The organism is Streptomyces sp. NPDC031132 (genome assembly GCF_055570595.1).
In genome coordinates this window covers 70,859-88,727 of the sequence record NZ_JBVIGX010000019.1, presented here as the reverse complement: position 1 = coordinate 88,727, position 17,869 = coordinate 70,859, and the positions used below count along the sequence as shown (strand labels likewise).

The 17,869-nt window shown below is 72.1% G+C and carries 13 protein-coding genes; 11 read left to right on the top strand and 2 right to left on the bottom strand.

What is annotated here, in order from left to right:
* Positions 1-45: 45 nt before the first annotated feature.
* Positions 46-1,242 (top strand): Gfo/Idh/MocA family protein, encoded by a 1,197-nt coding sequence (locus tag ACZ49B_RS25545; protein ID WP_468310074.1) that lies wholly within the window; start codon positions 46-48, stop codon positions 1,240-1,242.
* A gap of 75 nt (positions 1,243-1,317) precedes the next feature.
* Here the strand turns inward: ACZ49B_RS25545 and ACZ49B_RS25540 are convergent, their stop codons facing one another.
* Together ACZ49B_RS25540 and ACZ49B_RS25535 are read right to left on the bottom strand one after the other, a co-directional pair.
* Complete coding sequence (locus tag ACZ49B_RS25540; RefSeq protein ID WP_468310071.1) at positions 1,318-4,017, bottom strand: SpoIIE family protein phosphatase; 2,700 nt, start codon at positions 4,015-4,017, stop codon at positions 1,318-1,320.
* Between the two features lie 58 nt (positions 4,018-4,075).
* Positions 4,076-4,477, bottom strand: coding sequence for a DnaJ family domain-containing protein (locus tag ACZ49B_RS25535; protein ID WP_468310068.1), 402 nt, complete (start codon positions 4,475-4,477; stop codon positions 4,076-4,078).
* A 172-nt stretch (positions 4,478-4,649) separates the two neighbouring features.
* On the opposite strand from ACZ49B_RS25535, the gene ACZ49B_RS25530 reads away from it, so the two are divergent.
* From ACZ49B_RS25530 to ACZ49B_RS25485, 10 genes are all read left to right on the top strand, one after another.
* Positions 4,650-6,023 carry an MFS transporter gene (locus ACZ49B_RS25530; protein ID WP_468310067.1) on the top strand — a complete coding sequence of 458 codons (1,374 nt, stop codon included), beginning with the start codon at positions 4,650-4,652 and terminating at the stop codon, positions 6,021-6,023.
* Positions 6,024-6,198: 175 nt separating this feature from the next.
* Positions 6,199-7,479, top strand: coding sequence for a lysine N(6)-hydroxylase/L-ornithine N(5)-oxygenase family protein (locus ACZ49B_RS25525; RefSeq protein ID WP_468310064.1), 1,281 nt, complete (start codon positions 6,199-6,201; stop codon positions 7,477-7,479).
* Complete coding sequence (locus tag ACZ49B_RS25520; RefSeq protein ID WP_468310061.1) at positions 7,479-9,014, top strand: class I tRNA ligase family protein; 1,536 nt, start codon at positions 7,479-7,481, stop codon at positions 9,012-9,014. The genes ACZ49B_RS25525 and ACZ49B_RS25520 overlap by 1 nt, the downstream gene beginning before the upstream one ends.
* Positions 9,011-10,132 (top strand): NAD(P)/FAD-dependent oxidoreductase, encoded by a 1,122-nt coding sequence (locus ACZ49B_RS25515; protein WP_468310058.1) that lies wholly within the window; start codon positions 9,011-9,013, stop codon positions 10,130-10,132. Before ACZ49B_RS25520 ends, ACZ49B_RS25515 begins: the two co-directional genes overlap by 4 nt.
* A complete protein-coding gene (locus tag ACZ49B_RS25510; RefSeq protein ID WP_468310056.1) occupies positions 10,129-11,445 on the top strand; it encodes an MFS transporter in 1,317 nt (438 codons plus the stop codon). Before ACZ49B_RS25515 ends, ACZ49B_RS25510 begins: the two co-directional genes overlap by 4 nt.
* Complete coding sequence (locus ACZ49B_RS25505; RefSeq protein ID WP_468310053.1) at positions 11,442-12,719, top strand: ATP-grasp domain-containing protein; 1,278 nt, start codon at positions 11,442-11,444, stop codon at positions 12,717-12,719. The genes ACZ49B_RS25510 and ACZ49B_RS25505 overlap by 4 nt, the downstream gene beginning before the upstream one ends.
* Positions 12,716-13,999 (top strand): lysine N(6)-hydroxylase/L-ornithine N(5)-oxygenase family protein, encoded by a 1,284-nt coding sequence (locus ACZ49B_RS25500; protein ID WP_468310051.1) that lies wholly within the window; start codon positions 12,716-12,718, stop codon positions 13,997-13,999. The genes ACZ49B_RS25505 and ACZ49B_RS25500 overlap by 4 nt, the downstream gene beginning before the upstream one ends.
* Positions 13,999-15,312, top strand: a complete 1,314-nt coding sequence (locus ACZ49B_RS25495) for an ATP-grasp domain-containing protein (protein ID WP_468310048.1) — start codon at positions 13,999-14,001, stop codon at positions 15,310-15,312. The genes ACZ49B_RS25500 and ACZ49B_RS25495 overlap by 1 nt, the downstream gene beginning before the upstream one ends.
* A 91-nt stretch (positions 15,313-15,403) precedes the next feature.
* Complete coding sequence (locus ACZ49B_RS25490; protein ID WP_468310045.1) at positions 15,404-16,618, top strand: acyl-CoA dehydrogenase family protein; 1,215 nt, start codon at positions 15,404-15,406, stop codon at positions 16,616-16,618.
* A gap of 21 nt (positions 16,619-16,639) precedes the next feature.
* A complete protein-coding gene (locus tag ACZ49B_RS25485; RefSeq protein WP_468310043.1) occupies positions 16,640-17,851 on the top strand; it encodes an acyl-CoA dehydrogenase family protein in 1,212 nt (403 codons plus the stop codon).
* Positions 17,852-17,869: the final 18 nt, after the last annotated feature.

Sequence of the window (17,869 nt, the reverse complement as noted above, 5' to 3'; positions counted from 1 at the left end):
TCCGCCGGGCGGATGAACGCGGCCCGGACGGGAAGGGAGTCGGCCATGACTGACCTTCGCATCGGCGTCCTCGGATTCGGGCTGCGCGGCAGCATCGCGCGCACGGCACACCGGCCCGGCCGCGGGTCGGAGGTCACCGCGGTCGCGGACCCCGATCCGCGGGCCAGGGCGGCTGCCGCCGCGGCCTTCCCGGGCGCGTACGTCACCGCCGGGCACCGGGCGGTGATCGAGGACCCCGAGGTCGACGCCGTCCTCGTGCTGACCCCCGACCACACCCACGCCGACCTGGCCTGCCAGGCGCTCGTCGCCCGCAAGCCCGTCTTCGTCGAGAAGCCGCTCGACATCTCCGTGGACCGCTGCGACGCGATCCTGCGCACCGCCCGCGCGACGGGCACCCGGCTCTACGTGGGGCACAACATGCGGCACATGCCCGTGGTGCGGACGATGCGCGCGCTGATCGCGGCAGGCGAGATCGGCCGGGTCAGGACCGTCTGGGTCCGGCACTTCGTGGGCTACGGCGGCGACTGGTACTTCAAGGACTGGCACGCCGAGCGCCGGTACACCACCGGCCTGCTGCTCCAGAAGGCCGCGCACGACATCGACGTCCTGCACTGGCTGGCAGGCGCCTACACCGACGACGTCCAGGCGATGGGCGACCTGATGGTCTACGGCGACAACCCGCACCGCCGGGCGCCCGGCGAACCCAAGGGCGAGGACTGGTACACGAAAGACGGACACTGGCCCCCGCACACCCAGCGCGGCCTCAACCCGGTCATCGACGTCGAGGACGTCTCGCTGCTCAACCTCCGCCTCGCCAACGGCGTGCTCGCCGCCTACCAGCAGTGCCATTTCAGCCCCGACTACTGGCGCAACTACACCGTCATCGGAGATGCCGGGCGCCTGGAGAACTTCGGCGACGGCCCGGGCGCCGAGGTCCGGGTCTGGAACAGCCGGCGCTCCGGATACCGGGCCGAGCCGGACGCCGCCCACGCCGTCCCGGACGCGGCGGCCGCCGGCGGGCACGGCGGCGCCGACCCCCTCCTCATCGACGAGTTCCTGCGCTTCGTACGCCACGGCGGAGCCACGGACACCTCGCCGGTCGCGGCCCGCATGGCGGTCGCGGTGGGCTGCCTGGCGACCGAATCCCTGCGCGCGGCAGGCACGCCCCGGCGGGTGCCGCCGCTCGATCCGGACCTGGTGGCGTACTTCGACCGCGGCCAGCAGTCCGCCGAACACCGTTGAACGGCCCGGCGACCCCGCCGGCCTGGGCTCGGCCGGCGGCGGAACCCGATCCTGCCGCCGGTCACGGCCGGGGGTTCAGCCGTCCTCAGGTTCCGGGAGGGGCTGCTCGGACCAGATGACCTTGCCCTCCGGGGTGTACCGGGCTCCCCAGCGCCGGCTGATCTGCGCCACCAGGAAGAGGCCGCGGCCCCCCTCGTCCGTGGTCTTCGCGTAGTGCAGCCGCGGCGAGCTGCTGCTGCCGTCGAAGACCTCGCAGGTCAGCATCCGGTCGTGCAGGAGCCGTACGCGGACCGGCTCGGCGCCGTGCCGGATCGCGTTGGTGATGAGCTCGCTCAGCACCAGCTCCGTGCCGAAGGCGAGCTCCGACAGGCCCCATTCCTCCAGCTTCTCCACGGCGACGGCCCGCATGGCCCCGACCGCGCTCGGCTCGAACGGGACCTCCCATTCGGCGATGCGGTCCGCCGACAGCGCCGACGTCCGTGCGACCAGCAGGGCCACGTCGTCGCGCGGGCGCACCGGCAGCAGCTCCGCCAGGACCGCCCGGCAGGTCTCCTCGGGCTTGCGGTCGGCGTGCGCCAGGGCCTGGCGGAGCAGCGCGAGCCCCTCGTCGATGTCGCGGGTGCGCTCCTCGATCAGCCCGTCGGTGTACAGCACCAGCTGGGTGCCCTCGCTCAGGTCCAGCTCCGCCGACTCGAAGGGGAACCCGCCGAGCCCCAGCGGCGCCCCCGCCGGCAGCTCCGGGATCTCCACCGTGCCGTCCGGGCGCACCACCGCCGGCGGCATGTGGCCCGCCCGGGCCACCGTGCAGCGCTGCGTCACCGCGTCGTACACGGCGTACAGGCAGGTGGCGCCGATCAGGCCGCCCTCGACGCCGCCGCCGTCCACGCTCTGGTCGATGTACTGGACGAGGTCGTCGAGGCGGGCGAGGAGCTCGTCGGGAGGCAGGTCCAGGGACGAGAAGTTCAGTACGGCCGTACGCAGCCGGCCCATGGCGGCGGCGGCGTGCAGCCCGTGCCCGACGACGTCGCCGACGACGAGGGCGACACGGCTGCCCGGGAGCGGGATCACGTCGAACCAGTCGCCGCCCACGCCGGACTGCGCGGGCAGGTAGTAGTGCGAGACCTCCACGGCGCTCTGCTCGGGCAGATCGCGCGGCAGGAGGCTGCGCTGGAGGGTCACGGCCAGGGCGTGCTCGCGGGTGTAGCGGCGTGCGTTGTCGATGCTGACCCCGGCCCGGGCGACGAGTTCCTCCGCCAGTGACAGGTCCTCCTCGTCGAAGGGCTCCTTCTCGGAGCGCCAGAAGTTGACCAGCCCGAGGATGACGCCGCGCGCCTTGACGGGGGCGGTGATCAGGGAATGGACGCCGAACTCGACGATGGCCCGGGCCCGGGGCGGGTCCTGGGCGTGCCAGCCCGGCGCGTCGGCCAGATCGGCCACCATCTCGGCGTGGCCGCTGCTGAGCCCGCGCGCCTGGGGCGTCGAGGGCACGAAGTCGATCACCCTGCCCTTCGGGTAGAGGGGGACGTCGTCCCGGATGCCGCTGACCCCGGTGCGGCGCAGGTCCGCCGTGACGGCGGTGGGCTCGTCGCCGCGGAGTACGGGCTCGGCCAGGTCGACGGTCACGAAGTCCGCGAACCGGGGTACGGCGACGTCCGCGAGCTCCTGGGCCGTCCGCTCGACGTCCAGGGTGGTGCCGACGCCGACGCCCGCGTCGTACAGCAGCCTGAGCCGTTTGCGGGCCGCCTCGGCCCGGGTGCTGAGCACCTGCATCTCGGTGGAGTCCCGGATGGTGACGGCCGTGCCCTCGGGCCTGCCGCGCGGCCGGGTCGGGCGCTGGTTGATGACCAGCAGCCGGTCCCCGGCCTCGTGCACCTCGTCGGTGGCCACCCGGCCGGACAGCAGGAGGTCGGCCATCTGCCGGTCGAGCCCGGACAGCTCCCGGATGTGCTGGCCCTCGGCGTCGGGCGGGAGCCGCAGCAGCCGTTTCGCCTCGTCGTTGGCGAGGAGGAGCCGGCCGCCGCCGTCGGTGATCAGCACGCCCTCGCGTACGGAGTGCAGCACCGCGTCGTGGTGCTCGTACATCCGGGTCATCTCGAGGGGGCCGAGCCCGCGGGTCTGGCGGTTCAGGCGCCGGCTGATGAGCGCCGCGCCGGCGGTGGCCAGGGCGAGGGCCGCCGCGCTGGTGCCGAGGATGACGGGGAGTTGCCGGCCGGCCACACCGGTCACGTTGCTCACCGTGAGGCCGGCCGACACCAGTGCCACGACCCGGCCGCCGTCCTTGTAGGGGTCGGCGAAGACGGGCACCACGGCCTGGATCTCCTGGCCCAGGGGTCCCTTCACGCTCTCGGTGTACACCTGGCCGGCCAAGGAGGGCGCAATGGTGCCGACGAACTGTTTGCCGATGCGGTCGGGGAGCGGATGGGTGTAGCGGATCCCCTGGTCGTTCATCACGACGATGAAGTCCACTCCGGCATCCTTGCGCGTCACCTCGGTGAGCGGCTGGAGGATCTTGGAGGGGTCGGGGGTGAGGAGCGCCTGGCGCAGTCCGAGCGAATGGGCGAAGGTCTGCGCGACCGCGACCGAACGGGTCCGGGCCTCCCGGTCCACGTCGTGCCGGGACTGGAGTACGAGGGCCAGTACGGCACCGGCGGCGAGCAGCACCACGATCGCCACCTGAAGGACGAATACCTGTCGGGCGACGCTGCGCGGGCGCTTTTTGCTCAGTGACCGCACCGACGTCCCCGGCACGGGTTGCAAGGATGGGTCACGAACCATTTGTAGCACTGTCGGTGGTCCGCAGCCGGGAGAGCCGCGAGTGCCGTCCGGCGCGCCGTCAGTCGCTCCGGCTCTCCCGCCAGGTCCTGAGCACCTCGTCGACGTCGAATTCGGTGAGCTGGAGGGGCGGCCCGGGCGGCGGCATGCGCAGGGCCGCGCGGATCTTCTCGTTGATCTCGACGAGGACGGATCGCGCCTGGCGCTCCGAGGGGGCCGCCCGGACCGCCTCCAGGGCGTCCTCGGCCTCTTTGCGCAGGGCGAGCGCCGGCGGCAGGGCGGCGAACCCCTCGCGGTGCATCTTGTCCCGGATCCACCACAGCTCGTCGTACGGGGCGTCGATCGAGGCCAGCGGCTTGCCGTAGCCCGGGAGCTTCTCGAACTCGCCGCGCTCGGCGGCCTCCCTGATCTGCCGGTCCACCCAGGACTCGAAACTGAGGCCCGGCGGCTTGCGCTCGGTCACGGTTCCCTCCTCGACGGCCTCTGTGGATCAGCGTATCGCCGGGCGGGCAGCAGGCGGCCGGCCGCCTGCCGATCACCGCAAAAATTATCTTGACGTCAAGATTGATCTCGGGCAGGCTGCCGCAAGGTATCTCGACATCGAGATACTTTGGCGGGGGATGCGGAGGCGCGGGATGATCTGGCGGCGCGGTGCGGTGGACCGGAAGGACCGGAAGGACCGGAAGGACGGAGCCGGACTGCTGGCGCAGTTGCGCCGCCCGCCCGGCGGCCGGGACGCCCGCATCATGCTGTTCGCCCAGCTGCTGGACCGCACCGGGACCGGGGTCTGGGCCGCCTCCTGCGTCCTCTACTTCACCTTCGTGGCCGGCCTGGACGCCCGGCAGCTGGGCCTGCTGCTGGGCGCGGCCGGCGTGGCGGGCATCGCCGGCTCCCCGCTGGCCGGCCACTTGGCCGACCGCTTCCCCGTACGCGCGCTGCTGATCGGCAGTCACCTGCTGCGCCTCGTGACGGTCTGCGCGATGCTCGTGATCACCCGCTTCGAGGTGCTGCTGCTCGTGGTCGCCGTCACCTCCCTCGGCGAGCGGGCGGCCAAGATGCTGGAGATGCTCTTCGCCACGCGGGCGGCGGGCGAGCAGCGCGCCACGTACCAGGCGCTGTCGCGCAGCGCGGCGAACGCCGGCTACGCGCTCGGCGCGGGCATCGCCGCCATCGGTCTCGCCGTGGGCACCCGCGAGGCGTACCAGGTCCTGATCCTGGGCAACGCGCTGTCGTTCCTCGCGGCCGCGGCGCTGGTGTGGCGCACGCGCGAGCAGGACGGGCACGGCGACCCCGGCGACGGGAGTGCCCAGGCGACCGCGGGGACCGGGGATGCCGCCGCGGCAGGTCCGACGGCCGTCGCGAACCCGTGGCGGGACCGCGGCTACCTCCGGTTCGTCCTGCTGGACATCCCGATGTGCCTGGACGACTCGATCCTCGGGGTCGGGCTGCCGCTGTGGCTGGTCGACCACACCGACGCACCGCACGCCGTGGTGCCGGCCTTCCTCTTCATCAACACCGTGCTCGTCGTGGCCCTGCAGCTGACCGTCTCGGCGCGGGTCCGGTCGCCGCGCCAGGCCGCCGGAGCGGTCGGGCTGTACGGGCTGACGACGCTCGCCTGCTGCACGCTCCTGGCCCTCACCCCCGAACACGGGGCCTGGGCCGCCTCGATCACCCTGCTGGCCGCGGCCGTGCTGGTCACCGCGGCGGAGCTGATCCGCTCGGTGAGCTCCTGGGAGCTGGCCGTCTCCCTCGCGCCGCAGGAGGCGAGGGCCTCGTACCTGGGGGTGGCGGGCATGTCCCAGTCCATCCAGAAGTCCGCCGGGCCGCTGCTGCTGACCGGCGCGGTGATGGCGGCCGGGCCGGCGGGCTGGCTGGCGCTCGGGGTGGCGGTCGCGGGGCTGTCCGTCGTCCAACGGCGGGCCGGCCTGCGGCGCCTGGACGCCCTGGAGGCCGCCGCCCCGGCACCCTCCCGCGCCACGGCGGGGAAGGGCTCGGCGGCGGTGTCCTGACCCCCTGGCCGCTTGCCCCTCCGCTTCCCCCTGATCCCCGGTTGACGGAACCCCGTCTTTCCCGGCCCAGATTCCCCAGTCGACGGGACAAGTTCCCCTATCTCCCGGGAACGGCAGAAATCTAGCCTCGCTACTGCCTGTCCGCGACTGGGATCACTGAGATCGAGGGGGAAGTGTGACTGTTCGGGAGGTCGGTGTTCTGGCGATCGGCGCGGGTCCGGCGAATTTGGCGCTGGCGGTGGCCATCGAGGAGTCGGGTTCGGCCGAATTGGCGGACGGAACCCTGCTGTTGGAGCAGAGTCCGGACGTCACGTGGCAGCGTGATCTGCTGATGCCGTGGGCGCGCAGCCAGGTTTCCTTCCTGAAGGACCTGGTGACGTTGCGGAATCCGTCGAGCAGGTTCACCTTCCTCAACTTCCTGCACGAGCAGGGGCGGTTGGACGAGTTCGTCAACCTGGGCACGTTCCATCCGTTCCGCTGGGAGTTCTCGGACTATCTGCAGTGGGTCGCCAAGTCGCTGGAGCGGGTGGAGATCCGTTACGGGGCACGGGCGGCGCAGGTGGATCCGGTGTGCGGACCCGACGGGGCCGTCTCCGGATGGAGCGTCCTGCTGACGGACGGGGACGAGATCCGCTGCCGTGACCTCGTCGTCGGCGGAGGCCGCGATCCGCGCGTACCGGAAGTCTTTTCCGGTCTTCCGGACGACCGGCTGGTTCACAGCGCCCAGTACCGGACTCGGATGGCGAAGATTCCACGCGACGAGCCCGTTCGGGCCGTGGTGGTCGGCGGGGCGCAGAGCGCGGCGGAGATGTTCTACGCGCTGCACGAAAACCTGCCGCAGAGCCAGGTGACGATGCTGGTCCGGTCGATAGGCCTGCAGACCTACCAGACCAGCAAATTCGTCAACGAGTTGTTCTTCCCCTCCTTCGTGGACGAGTTCTACGACAGTCCGGCGGAAGTCAGGGCGCAGCTGCTGGACGAAATGCGCTTCACGAATTACGCCGGTCTGGCACCGCCGTTCCTCGACGAGCTGTACACGATGCTCTACCGGCAGAAGACGCTCGGACCGCAGCGCTCCGAGGTCCGCGCGATGACCGAGGTCGTCGGGGCCCGGCTGGAGGACGGGGAAGTGGTCCTGGACCTGCGGGACCGGATGAGCGGCAAGACGGAGCCCCTGCGCTGCGACCTCGTCCTCCTCGGCACCGGCTACGACCCCCGCAAGCCCGCCCTCGTACGGGAGCTGGCGGCCCGCGTCGGCATCGACGAGGTCACGGTCAGCCGCGCCCACCGGGTCGAACTCGGCGAGTCCGCCTGGGGCGCCGTCTACCTCCAGGGCGTCAACGAGGAGACCCACGGCATCGCCGACTCCCTCATCAGCGTCCTCGCACACCGCTCCCAGGACATCCTCACCGACCTGCTCTCCCGCCGCGCCGGCGTCGAATCAAGGAGCGCCTGATGCAGCGCACACTGGTGATCGCCCCCGGCCCGACCGCGAACGGCGATCTGCACCTGGGCCACCTGGCCGGCCCGTTCCTGGCCGCCGACGTCTGCGCGAGGTACGCCCGCGCCGCGGGCCACGACGTGCTGTTCGGCACGGGCGTGCACTTCACGCAGAACTACATCGTGACCACCGCCCGCAGACTGGGCGTACCGCCCGAAGAGCTGCGCGTCCGGTCGGCGGGGCAGGTGGAGCAGACCCTCGAGGCCATGGGCATCCGGCCGGACGGCTTCGTCCGGTTCGGCGACCGGTACGTCAAAACCGTCCGGACCTTCTTCGAGCGCCTGCACGGCAGCGGCGCACTCCGGCTGCAAGACGTCACGTTCCCGTACGCACCGCGCACCGGCGAGTACCTCACCGACGCCTACGTACGCGGCGGCTGCCCGGTGTGCCTCGCCGACGGGTGCGCCGGACTCTGCGAGAACTGCGGGCACTGGATCGCGTCCGGCGACCTGATCGACCCGCGCTCCACCCTGCACCCCGAGGACCCGGTCGAACTGCGCAAGCAGCAGGTCCTGGTGCTTCCGCTCGAGGACCACCGAGAGGCGCTCGTCGCCTACTTCGCCCGCCAGAGCGCGACGATGCGCCCGCGCCTGGCGCAGATGATCGAGGAGATCCTCGCCCGGCCGCTCCCGGACTATCCCGTCACCCTCCCCATCGCGTGGGGCATCCCCGCACCCTTCCCGGAGGTCGCGGACCAGGTGATCTACGCGGATGCCGAGACCATCGCGTGGAGCATGCACTGCACCGCGCTCGCCGCCGAAGAGCGCGGCGAAGTGTTGGCCGCCGACGACGAGTTGTGGTTCTCCGAGAGCGGCAACAAGGTCGTGTACTTCTTCGGGTCGGACGCCGGTTTCGCCTTCGCGGTCGTCGGGGCGGCGATGCTGGAGGCACTGGGCGGCTACACCCTGCCCGAGCACTTCGTCACCAACGAGTTCTACGAGCTGGACCACGACAAGTTCTCCACCAGCCGTGGCCATGTCGTATCGGGCCGGGAGCTGGCCGCCGAGGTGCCCAGGGACGTCATCCGCTTCCACCTCGCCGCGACCAGCCCGGACTTCCAGCGCACCAACTTCACGCGCGAGGCCCTGGACCGGGTGACCGGTGAACGGCTCGTCCAGCCGTGGAACCGAGTCGCCGACAAGGCCGGCAGCTGGGCCGGCCAGGGCCCGTTACCGGTGTCCGCACGGTCCCGGGAGGCGGCCGCACGCCTCCTGGAGCGCTTCGCCGCCGCCTACGACGTCCGCCGCTTCAACCTGACCGCGGCCGCCTTCACCCTGTCCGAGCAATTGGCACGGCTCGACCGGTGGGAGGTGGGACCGGCCGACGCCGGCGACTTCTGCCACGAGGTCGACGTGTTCCTGCGCTGCGCGGCGCCGCTGCTGATCGACCTGGCCGAGGCGGGCCTCCCCGACCGCGCGATCCCCGCCGAGCCGCACGCCACGGAGTTCACCCCCGTACGGTTGCCCCGCCTGGCGGAGCCGGGACGGTGAAGGCGGCGCCTTCCGCCCGGCAGACCGCGGTCGGTGGCGAGGTCCGGGCCGAGGCCGGTGCCGGGGTCGGTGCCGCCGTCGTGGTCGTCGGAGCCGGTGTCACCGGGCTGCTGACCGCCGTGGAGTGTGCGCTCGCCGGCCACCGCGTGACCGTGCTGGACAGGGGCCCGATCCCCAATCCGCACTCCAGCTCCTTCGACCAGCACCGCGTTCTCCGCACCTTCAGCCCGGACGACCCGGACTCCACCCGGCGCATGACGGCCGCCCACCGCCGATGGCAGGAACTGGAGACGCTGCTCGGAACCCGCTTCCACCGCCGGGTCGGAGTGGTCACCGCCTGGCCCCGGGAACGCCTCGCCGCGCTGGCCGCGTCGGCCGCCGAGGCGGGGGTCCCCGTACGGACGGTGGAACCGGCGGCGCTGCCGCACCTGGAGTTCCCGCCGGATGCGGCGGGCCTCCTGGACGTGGACGGCGGGGTGCTGCTCGCGGAGCGGGTCCTGCACGCCGCCGCCCGGCGGCTCGCCGGGCATCCGGCGGTGACCTTGCGTCCGTACACCGCGGTGACCGGGATCGACACGGACTGCGGCAAGGTCCGACTGGCCGACGGCGAACGGCTGGGCGCCGACCTGGTCCTGGTCGCGGCCGGCCCGTGGACACGCGACCTCGTGGGGGAGCCGGTCGTCCTGCACCGCCAGACCATGGTCTACCTGCATCCGCCGGCCGACGCGGCGCGGTGGTGGGCGCACGCACCCGCGGCCGGCGGTCTCGGCGCGGACGGCCGGGCCTGGGCCGTGCCGCCCGGGGACGGCACGCTGCTGAAGATCAGCTCCGACGCCGTCTGCCGCACGGTGGACACCACCGCGGACTGCGCCGCCGAGGACCAGACGCCCTGGGCCGATCGGCTCGCCGCGGCGCCGCCGCTGACCGGCCTGCAGCGCTACACCGTGGCCGCCGTGAAGCCCTGCCACTACGCGGCCGACGCGGACACCGGCGGCGCGCTGCTCGCCCGCGTGGGTCCCGCCGTCTGGTCGCGGGCGGCGTGCGGCGGCTCCGGATTCAGTGCGGCCCCGCTCGTCGCGGACCGCATCGTCGATGTCTTGAGGGAAGGGGCGGCATGACGGAGGATGCTCCGGTCCGGGTGTTCGACGCGCTGAAGGCGACTCCGACACCGGTCCGATATCTTCTCGGCGGCGTACTGGTCAACCAACTCGGCGCGTTCGTCCAGACGTTCCTCGTGCTGTACCTGACCTTCCGCGGCGCGTCGGTCAGCGCGGCCGGGCTCTCGCTCGTCGCGTACAGCATCGGTTCGGTCTTCGGCACGATGCTGGGCGCCGAGATCACCCACCGGTTCGGACCGCGGGCCACCATCATGGCGGCCATGGGGGCTTCGGCCCCGCTGGTGGCGTCGATCTCCTGGCTCAGCGGGCCGGGGATGCTGTGGGCGCTGCTGGTCGTGGTCGGGCTCGCGGGCCTGTTCACCCAGGCGTACCGGCCGGCGGCCGCCGTGATGCTCAGCGACCTGATGCCGGAGCGGTACCAGGTCATGGCGTTCTCGATGATGCGGATCGCGCTGAACATCGGCGCCGCCCTGGCCCCGCTGATCGCCGCGGTGGTCATCCTGGTCGACTGGGACCTGCTGTTCTGGATCGACGGCGGGACGGCGCTGGTCTACGCCCTGCTGGCGTTCGCTCTGCTCCCGAAGAAGGCCGTGGAGGGGCAGGCGGAGCCGGAAGCCGAGGCCGCGGGCTCCACCGCACCCGAAGCCGCGGCGTCCGGACAGAGCGCCGACGGCCGTTCGGCGTACGCCACGATGGTCCGCGACCGGAAGTACCTGCTCTACCTGGGCGCCATCCTGCTCGGCTCGCTCACCTATGCGCAGGGCCACATCGCCCTGCCGCTGGAGCTCGCCGCGGACGACTACCCGACCAGCTTCTACAGCACCGTGCTCACCGTGTCCTCCGTCGTACTGATCACCTGCGAGCTCAAGATCACGGCCTACCTCAGCAGGCTGCCGAAGCACGTACGGGTGATCACCGGTCACCTGGTCGAGGCCGTCGGCCTCGCGGTCTACGGACTGACCTCGCGGTCCGGGGCGTTCACCATCACCGGTGCGGTCCTGGTCGTCTTCGGGATCATGATCGCCGCGCCGAGCATGTTCGCCCACCCGGCGACGTTCCCCGCGGCGGTCAAGGCCCGCTACATCGGCACCATGCAGGCCGTGGGCGGAGCCGCCTCGGCGCTCGCGCCGCTGTTCGGCGTCTTCCTCTGGACCAGGCTCGGCGGCGGGTTCTGGCTGCTGTGCGGTGTCGTGACCGCCGTGGCCGGACTGCTCGCCCTGGCCGGTGTGAAACAGCCGCCCGAGCCGTCCCTCGTGAAGGACACGGAGGCCGGCACCGAAGGCACGCCCGAAGTCGTCGGAGGCACGTCATGAACGAGCAGCAGCCCGGCACCGCCGCCGGGCCGGTCCTGATCGTCGGGTTCGTCGGCGTCACGCTCGCCGCCATCGGCGAGTTCCAGCCGGACGGCTCGGTGATCTACATCGAGGAGCCGGACGTCGTCCGCAAGCGGCACGTGCACGAGCAGCTCGAGGGGGTGGCGTTCGTCCGCGGCCTGATCGAGTGGGAGTACCACCTCGCGGGCAAGGCCGACGAGTTCCACAACGCCCACCCCGACCTCGCTCCCGTCGCGGTCGTCCCGGCGATCGAGTACGCGACCCCGTTCGCCGCGCGCCTGGCCGAGCGCTACGGCCTGCCCGGCGCCGGCCTCGGAGCCGCCCAGATCCTCCGCGACAAGGCCCTGCTGCGGCAGGTCAGCGCGGCGGCCGGGATCGCCAACCCGGCCGGCGTCCGCGTGGAAGGCCCCGCCGACGTACGGGACTTCCTGCGCGGCCAGGGCGGACCCGTCGTGCTCAAGCCCGCCAACCGCCAGGCCGCCGTGGGCACCCGGGTGATCCACGACCCGGCCGAGGTCGAGCGGGCCTGGGCGGACTGCCTGGTCCAGGACGAGGGCGTCTTCGTGCCCGACCGGCCCATGGAACTGTCCATGCTGGCCGAACGGTACGTCGAAGGGCCCGAGTTCAGCGTCGAGATGCTCGTACGCGACGGCCGCGCGCTGTTCGTCAACGTCACCGGCAAACAGCTCTTTCCCGGGCCCCACCCGGTGGAGATGGCACACACCGTGCCGGCCGACATCTCCGACGACCTCGCGGAAACGCTCGGCGCACAGACGGCGCGCGTGGTCCGGGCCGTCGGCTTCCGCGACGGGATCGTCCACTGCGAATGGATCGTCTCGGACGGTGTCCCGTACCTCGTGGAATGCGCGGGACGGCTCGCCGGCGGCGGCATCGTCGACACCATCCAACTCGCCTACCCGGTACAGCTCATGCGCAGCTACTACGCGGTGATGAAGGGCGAAGAGCTGCCGGCCGAACTGCCCCGGCGGGCCAAGGGCGGAGCAGCCGTACGGTTCCTGGCCACCGGGGCGGGACGGGTCACGGCCGTGCACGGCGTCGAGGCCGCCCGGCAGGTCGAGGGCGTGTTCCTGGTCGCGGTCACCGCCGGGCCGGGCGACCGGTTCACCGGACTGCGCCACTCCTGGGACCGCGCGGGGATCGTCATGGCCACCGCGGACAGCTCTGCCGAGGCACTGCGGCGGGCCGAGGCCGCCGCGGCCGCAGTCCGGATCGACATCGAGGGGGAAGCATGACGGTACGCGAGGTCGGTGTCCTGGCGATCGGCGCCGGTCCGGCGAATCTGGCGCTCGCAGTGGCCATCGAGGAATCGGGCTCGGCCGAACTGGCGGACGGCACGCTGCTGTTGGAGCAGAGCCCGGACGTCAAATGGCAGCGCGACCTGCTGATGCCGTGGGCGCGCAGCCAGGTGTCCTTCCTGAAGGACCTGGTGACGCTGCGCAATCCGTCCAGCAGGTTCACGTTCCTCAACTTCCTGCACGAGCAGGGGCGGTTGGACGAGTTCATCAACCTGGGCACCTTCCACCCGTTCCGGTGGGAGTTCTCCGACTACCTCCAGTGGGTCGCCACCTCGCTGCAGCGGGTCCGGATCCAGTACGGGGCCCGCGCCGCGCAGGTCGACCCGGTCGTGGAAGCGGACGGCTCGGTCTCCGGGTGGAGCGTGCTGCTGACCGACGGGGACGTGATCCGCTGCCGTGACCTCGTCGTCGGCGGAGGCCGCGACCCGCGGGTGCCGGACGTCTTCGCCGGCCTGCCGGCCGACCGGGTGATCCACAGCGCCCAGTACCGGACCCGGATCGCGGAGATCCCGAAGGGCGAGCCGGTCCGCGCCGTGGTGGTCGGCGGCGCCCAGAGCGCCGCGGAGATGTTCTACGCGCTGCACGAGAACCTTCCGCAGAGCCGCCTGACCATGGTCGTACGGTCGGTCGGACTGCAGAACTACCAGACGAGCAAGTTCGTGAACGAGCGGTTCTTCCCCTCGTTCGTGGACGAGTTCTACGACAGCCCCGCGGAAGTCCGGGCGCAGGTCCTGGACGAGATGCGGCTGACGAACTACGCCGGTCTGGCACCGCCGTTCCTCGACGAGCTGTACACGATGCTCTACCGGCAGAAGGCACTAGGCGCGCAGCGCTCCGAGGTCCGCGCGATGACCGAGGTCGTGGGCGCCCGGCTCGAGGACGGTGACGTCGTACTCGACCTGCGGGACCGGATGAGCGGCAAGACCGAGCCGCTGCGCTGCGACCTCGTCCTCCTCGGCACCGGCTACGACCCCCGCAAGCCCGCCCTCGTACGGGAGCTGGCGGCCCGCGTCGGCATCGACGAGGTCACGGTCAGCCGCGCCCACCGGGTCGAACTCGGCGAGTCGGCGCGGGGCGCCGTCTACCTCCAAGGTGTCAACGAGGAGACCCACGGCATCGCCGACTCCCTCATCAGCGTCCTCGCACACCGCTCGCACGACATCCTCACGGACCTGCTCGCCCGCCGCGCGGCCGCTGCCGACACCGGGAGGCCGTGATGACCGACGACGTGACGACCGCCGACCGGGGAACCCTGCTGGTCATCGGCAGCGGGCTGAAGGTGTACCGCGAGTACCTCGTCGCGCCGATCCGCCGCCGCGCCCGCGCGGCCGGCCTGGACATGGTGCTGCTCAACAACCTCAACCCCACGTGGCAGCACGCGTACTTCGACGAGATCATCGTCGCCAACGTCTTCGACTCCGAGGCGATGGGCGCGGCGGCCCGCGAGGTCGCCGCCCGCCGGCGCATCGTCGGCCTGATGTGCTGGGACGAGCCGCTGGTCCTGGACGCCGGGCTGCTCGCCGCAGAGTTCGGTGTGCCGGGGCTGTCCGCACCCGGCGTACGCGGCTGCCGGGACAAGCAGCTCACCCGCGCCGAACTCACCGCGGCGGGCCTGTACCAGCCGGGGTTCGAGCTGACCACCACCGTGGAGCAGGCCAGGGCGGCCGCCGCGCGGATCGGCTATCCCGTCGTGATCAAGCCGCGCGCGATGGGCGCCAGCATCGGCGTCGTGTACGCGGCCGACGAGACCGAGCTGGACGCCGCGTTCCGGATCGCCCTGTCCGCGAGCGAGGTCGACCCGGGCCCCTACCGGGCGAGCGCCATCGTCGAGGGGTACGCGCCCGGGCCGGAGATCAGCATCGACGGCGCCGTGCACAAGGGCGAGTACCTGCCGATGTTCGTGGCCCGCAAACACAGCAGCGACCAGCCGTACTTCGAGGAGGTCGGGCACCTCGTCGACGCGGCCGACCCGCTGATGGCGGACCCCGAGCTGATGCGCACCCTGGCCCGGGCGCACCGGGTGCTCGGCATCGAGGACGGCATCACGCACAGCGAGGTCCGGCTGACCGGCCGCGGGCCGCTGATCATCGAGGTCAACGGCCGGCTCGGCGGGGACCTGATCCCCTTCCTCGGCAGGACGGCCACCGGCATCGAACCCGGCGAGGTGCTGTTCGACGTGGCCACCGGGCAGCGGCCGGACACCCGCCCCACCCGGCGCGCCGTTGCCGGCATCCGCTTCGGCTACCCGGAACGGGACTGCCTGCTGCGGTCGGTCGCCGTACCGGCCGAGGCGCCGGGCCTGGTCGCCGCCGCGCCGATGGCCGAGCCCGGCACCACGCTGCGGCTGCCCCCGGGCGGCTACCTGGCACGCCACTCCTTCGTGGTGTGCGAGGCCGACGACACCCGGACCTGCCTGCAGCGGCTGGACGCGGCGGCCGCGCTCGTCGCACTCGACGCCGAACCGATCGGCCCGCCGGATCCGCACGCGCCGTTCGAGATGCCGGCCGGCCTGCTCGACGTGGACGAATGACCGTCACTCCGACGAACGCAGCAAACCAGGCAAACGCGGCAACGCGGCAAGCGCAGCAGCACGCAGCACACCGTCACCCGAGGGGGAACGCATGAGCACGACCCGGAACCCGGGCACCGAAGCACCCACGACCGCGGCAGAGATCCTGGAGCGGGCCAAGGCACTGGCCCCGCGGCTGCGCGAGCGTTCGGCGGAGATCGAGCAGGCCCGGCAACTCCCGGCGGACGTCGTGGACATGCTGCGCGACACCGGGGTGTTCCGGATGTGCTTCGGGCCCGAGTGGGGCGGTCCCGAGCTGACGTCGGTGCAGCAGGCCGAGGTCGTGGAGACGCTGGCCTACGGGGACGCCTCGGCCGGCTGGTGCGCGGCGATCGGCGCGATGACCGGGGCGATCAGCAACTTCCTGGACCCCGCCGTGGTCAAGGAGGTGTTCCCGAGCCTGGACATGATCACCGCCGGGCTGATCGCGCCGGCCGGGCACGCCGAGCGGGTGCCCGGCGGCTTCCGGCTGACCGGCCGGTGGTCGTTCGGCAGCGGGATCACCCATGCCGACTGGGTGACCTCCGGGGCGTTCATCTACCAGGACGGCAAGCCGTGGGCGAGTCCGGACGGCAGCAACGCGCACGCCTCGCGCCAGTTCCTGGTACCGGCCCACGAGGTCGGGGTCGTCGGGAACTGGGACACCACCGGCCTGTGCGGCAGCGGCAGCAGCGACTACACGATCACCGACGTGTTCGTGCCCGAGGAACACACCTACACCTTCTACAAGGTGCGGGGCCGCACGGACACCCCGATCGCCCAGCCCGACTCCTTCATGCGCAGCCTGTGCGCGGTGCCGCTCGGGGTGGCCAGGGCCGCCCTGGACCACGCCCGGGAGACCGCGCTCACCCGGGTGGACAAGATGACCAACACGCCGTGGGCGGACACCTTCCGCGTACAGGTCACCCTCGCCGAGTGCGAGGCGGAGTTCAACGCCGCCCGCAGCGGCGTCCACAGCAGCTCGCAGCGCCACTGGGACGTACTGGCCGGCGGCGGCACCCTGGACGACCTCACCGCCACCGAGCGGGCCGCGTCCTCGCTCGCCTGGGTGCACGCCTTCCGCACCTCGCGGGCGATCGTGAACCGGCTCTACGACCTGCTCCAGGCGTGGTCGATCAACCGGTCCTCGCCGATGGACCGCTGGATGCGCGACACCGCGACCATGTGCCAGCACGTCGCCGCCTCGGACCTGATCCTCGAATCCGGCGGGGCCTACCTGCTGGGCCGGCCGCCCAAGTTCCGGATGAGCCTCGGCATCGTCAAGTAGGGCCAAGTGAAAGGCGATCACATGACCATGACCCGGACCTCCGGGGCCGAGGTGCCCGCCACCGCGGCGGAACTCCTCGCCCGTGCGAAGGAGCTGGCGCCGCTGCTGCGGGAGCGCTCGGCGGAGATCGAAGAGGCGCGACGGCTGCCGGCGGACGTGGTGGACATGCTGCGCGACGCCGGGGTGTTCCGGATGGCCTTCGGCCGCGAGCTGGGCGGCCTGGCGCTGACCACGATGGAGCAGACCCGGGTCGTCGAGACGCTGGCGCACGGGGACGCCTCCGCGGCCTGGTGCGCCGTGATGGGCGCGAGCAGCGGCATCTTCAGCGCCTTCCTCGACGAGACGGTGGCCAAGGAGATCTTCCCGACCCCGGACACGATCATGGCCGGGCTGCTGCAGCCGACGGGCCGCGCCGAGCAGGTTCCCGGAGGGTTCCGGCTCTCCGGCCGCTGGTCGTTCGGCAGCGGCATCACCCATTGCGACTGGGTGACCTCAGGTGCCTTCGTGTACCAGGACGGCAAGCCGTACGCGAGCCCGGACGGCAGCAACCCGCACGAGTCGCGGCAGTTCCTCGTGCCCCGGGCCCAGGTGGAGGTCATCGACAACTGGCACACCATGGGCATGCGCGGCACCGGCAGTTGCGACTACACGATGGACGGTGTCTTCGTCCCCGAGGAGCACACGTACAGCTTCGGCAAGGTACGCGGCCGCCCCGGCCCGCTCGCCCAGCCGGACGCCTTCACGCGCAGCATGTGCGGCGTGGCGCTCGGGGTGGCCCGGGCCGCCCTGGACCACGCGCGGGAGATCGCCCGGACCCGGGTCGACCGGATGACCGGGGTGGCGTGGAAGGACCACTTCCGGGCCCAGGTCACGCTCGCCGAGTGCGAGGCGGACTTCCTCGCCACCCGTAACGGGGTGTACGGGAGCCAGCAGCGCCAGTGGGAGGTGCTGGCCGCCGGGGGCACCCTGGACGACCTCACTCCCGAGGAGCGCGCCGCGTCCCCGCTCGCCTGGGTGCACGCCTTCCGCACCTCGCGGTCGATCGTCAGCCGGCTCTTCGACCTGCTCCAGACCTGGTCGATCCACCAGTCGTCACCCATGGACCGCTGGATGCGCGACACCACCACCATGTGCCAGCACGCCACGGCCCAGGACCGCATTCTCCAGTCGGCCGGCGCCCATCTGTTGGGCGGGAAACCCGAGTTCGGGATCTGCCTCGGCATCGTCAGATAACGCAATTCGCCTGCGTGC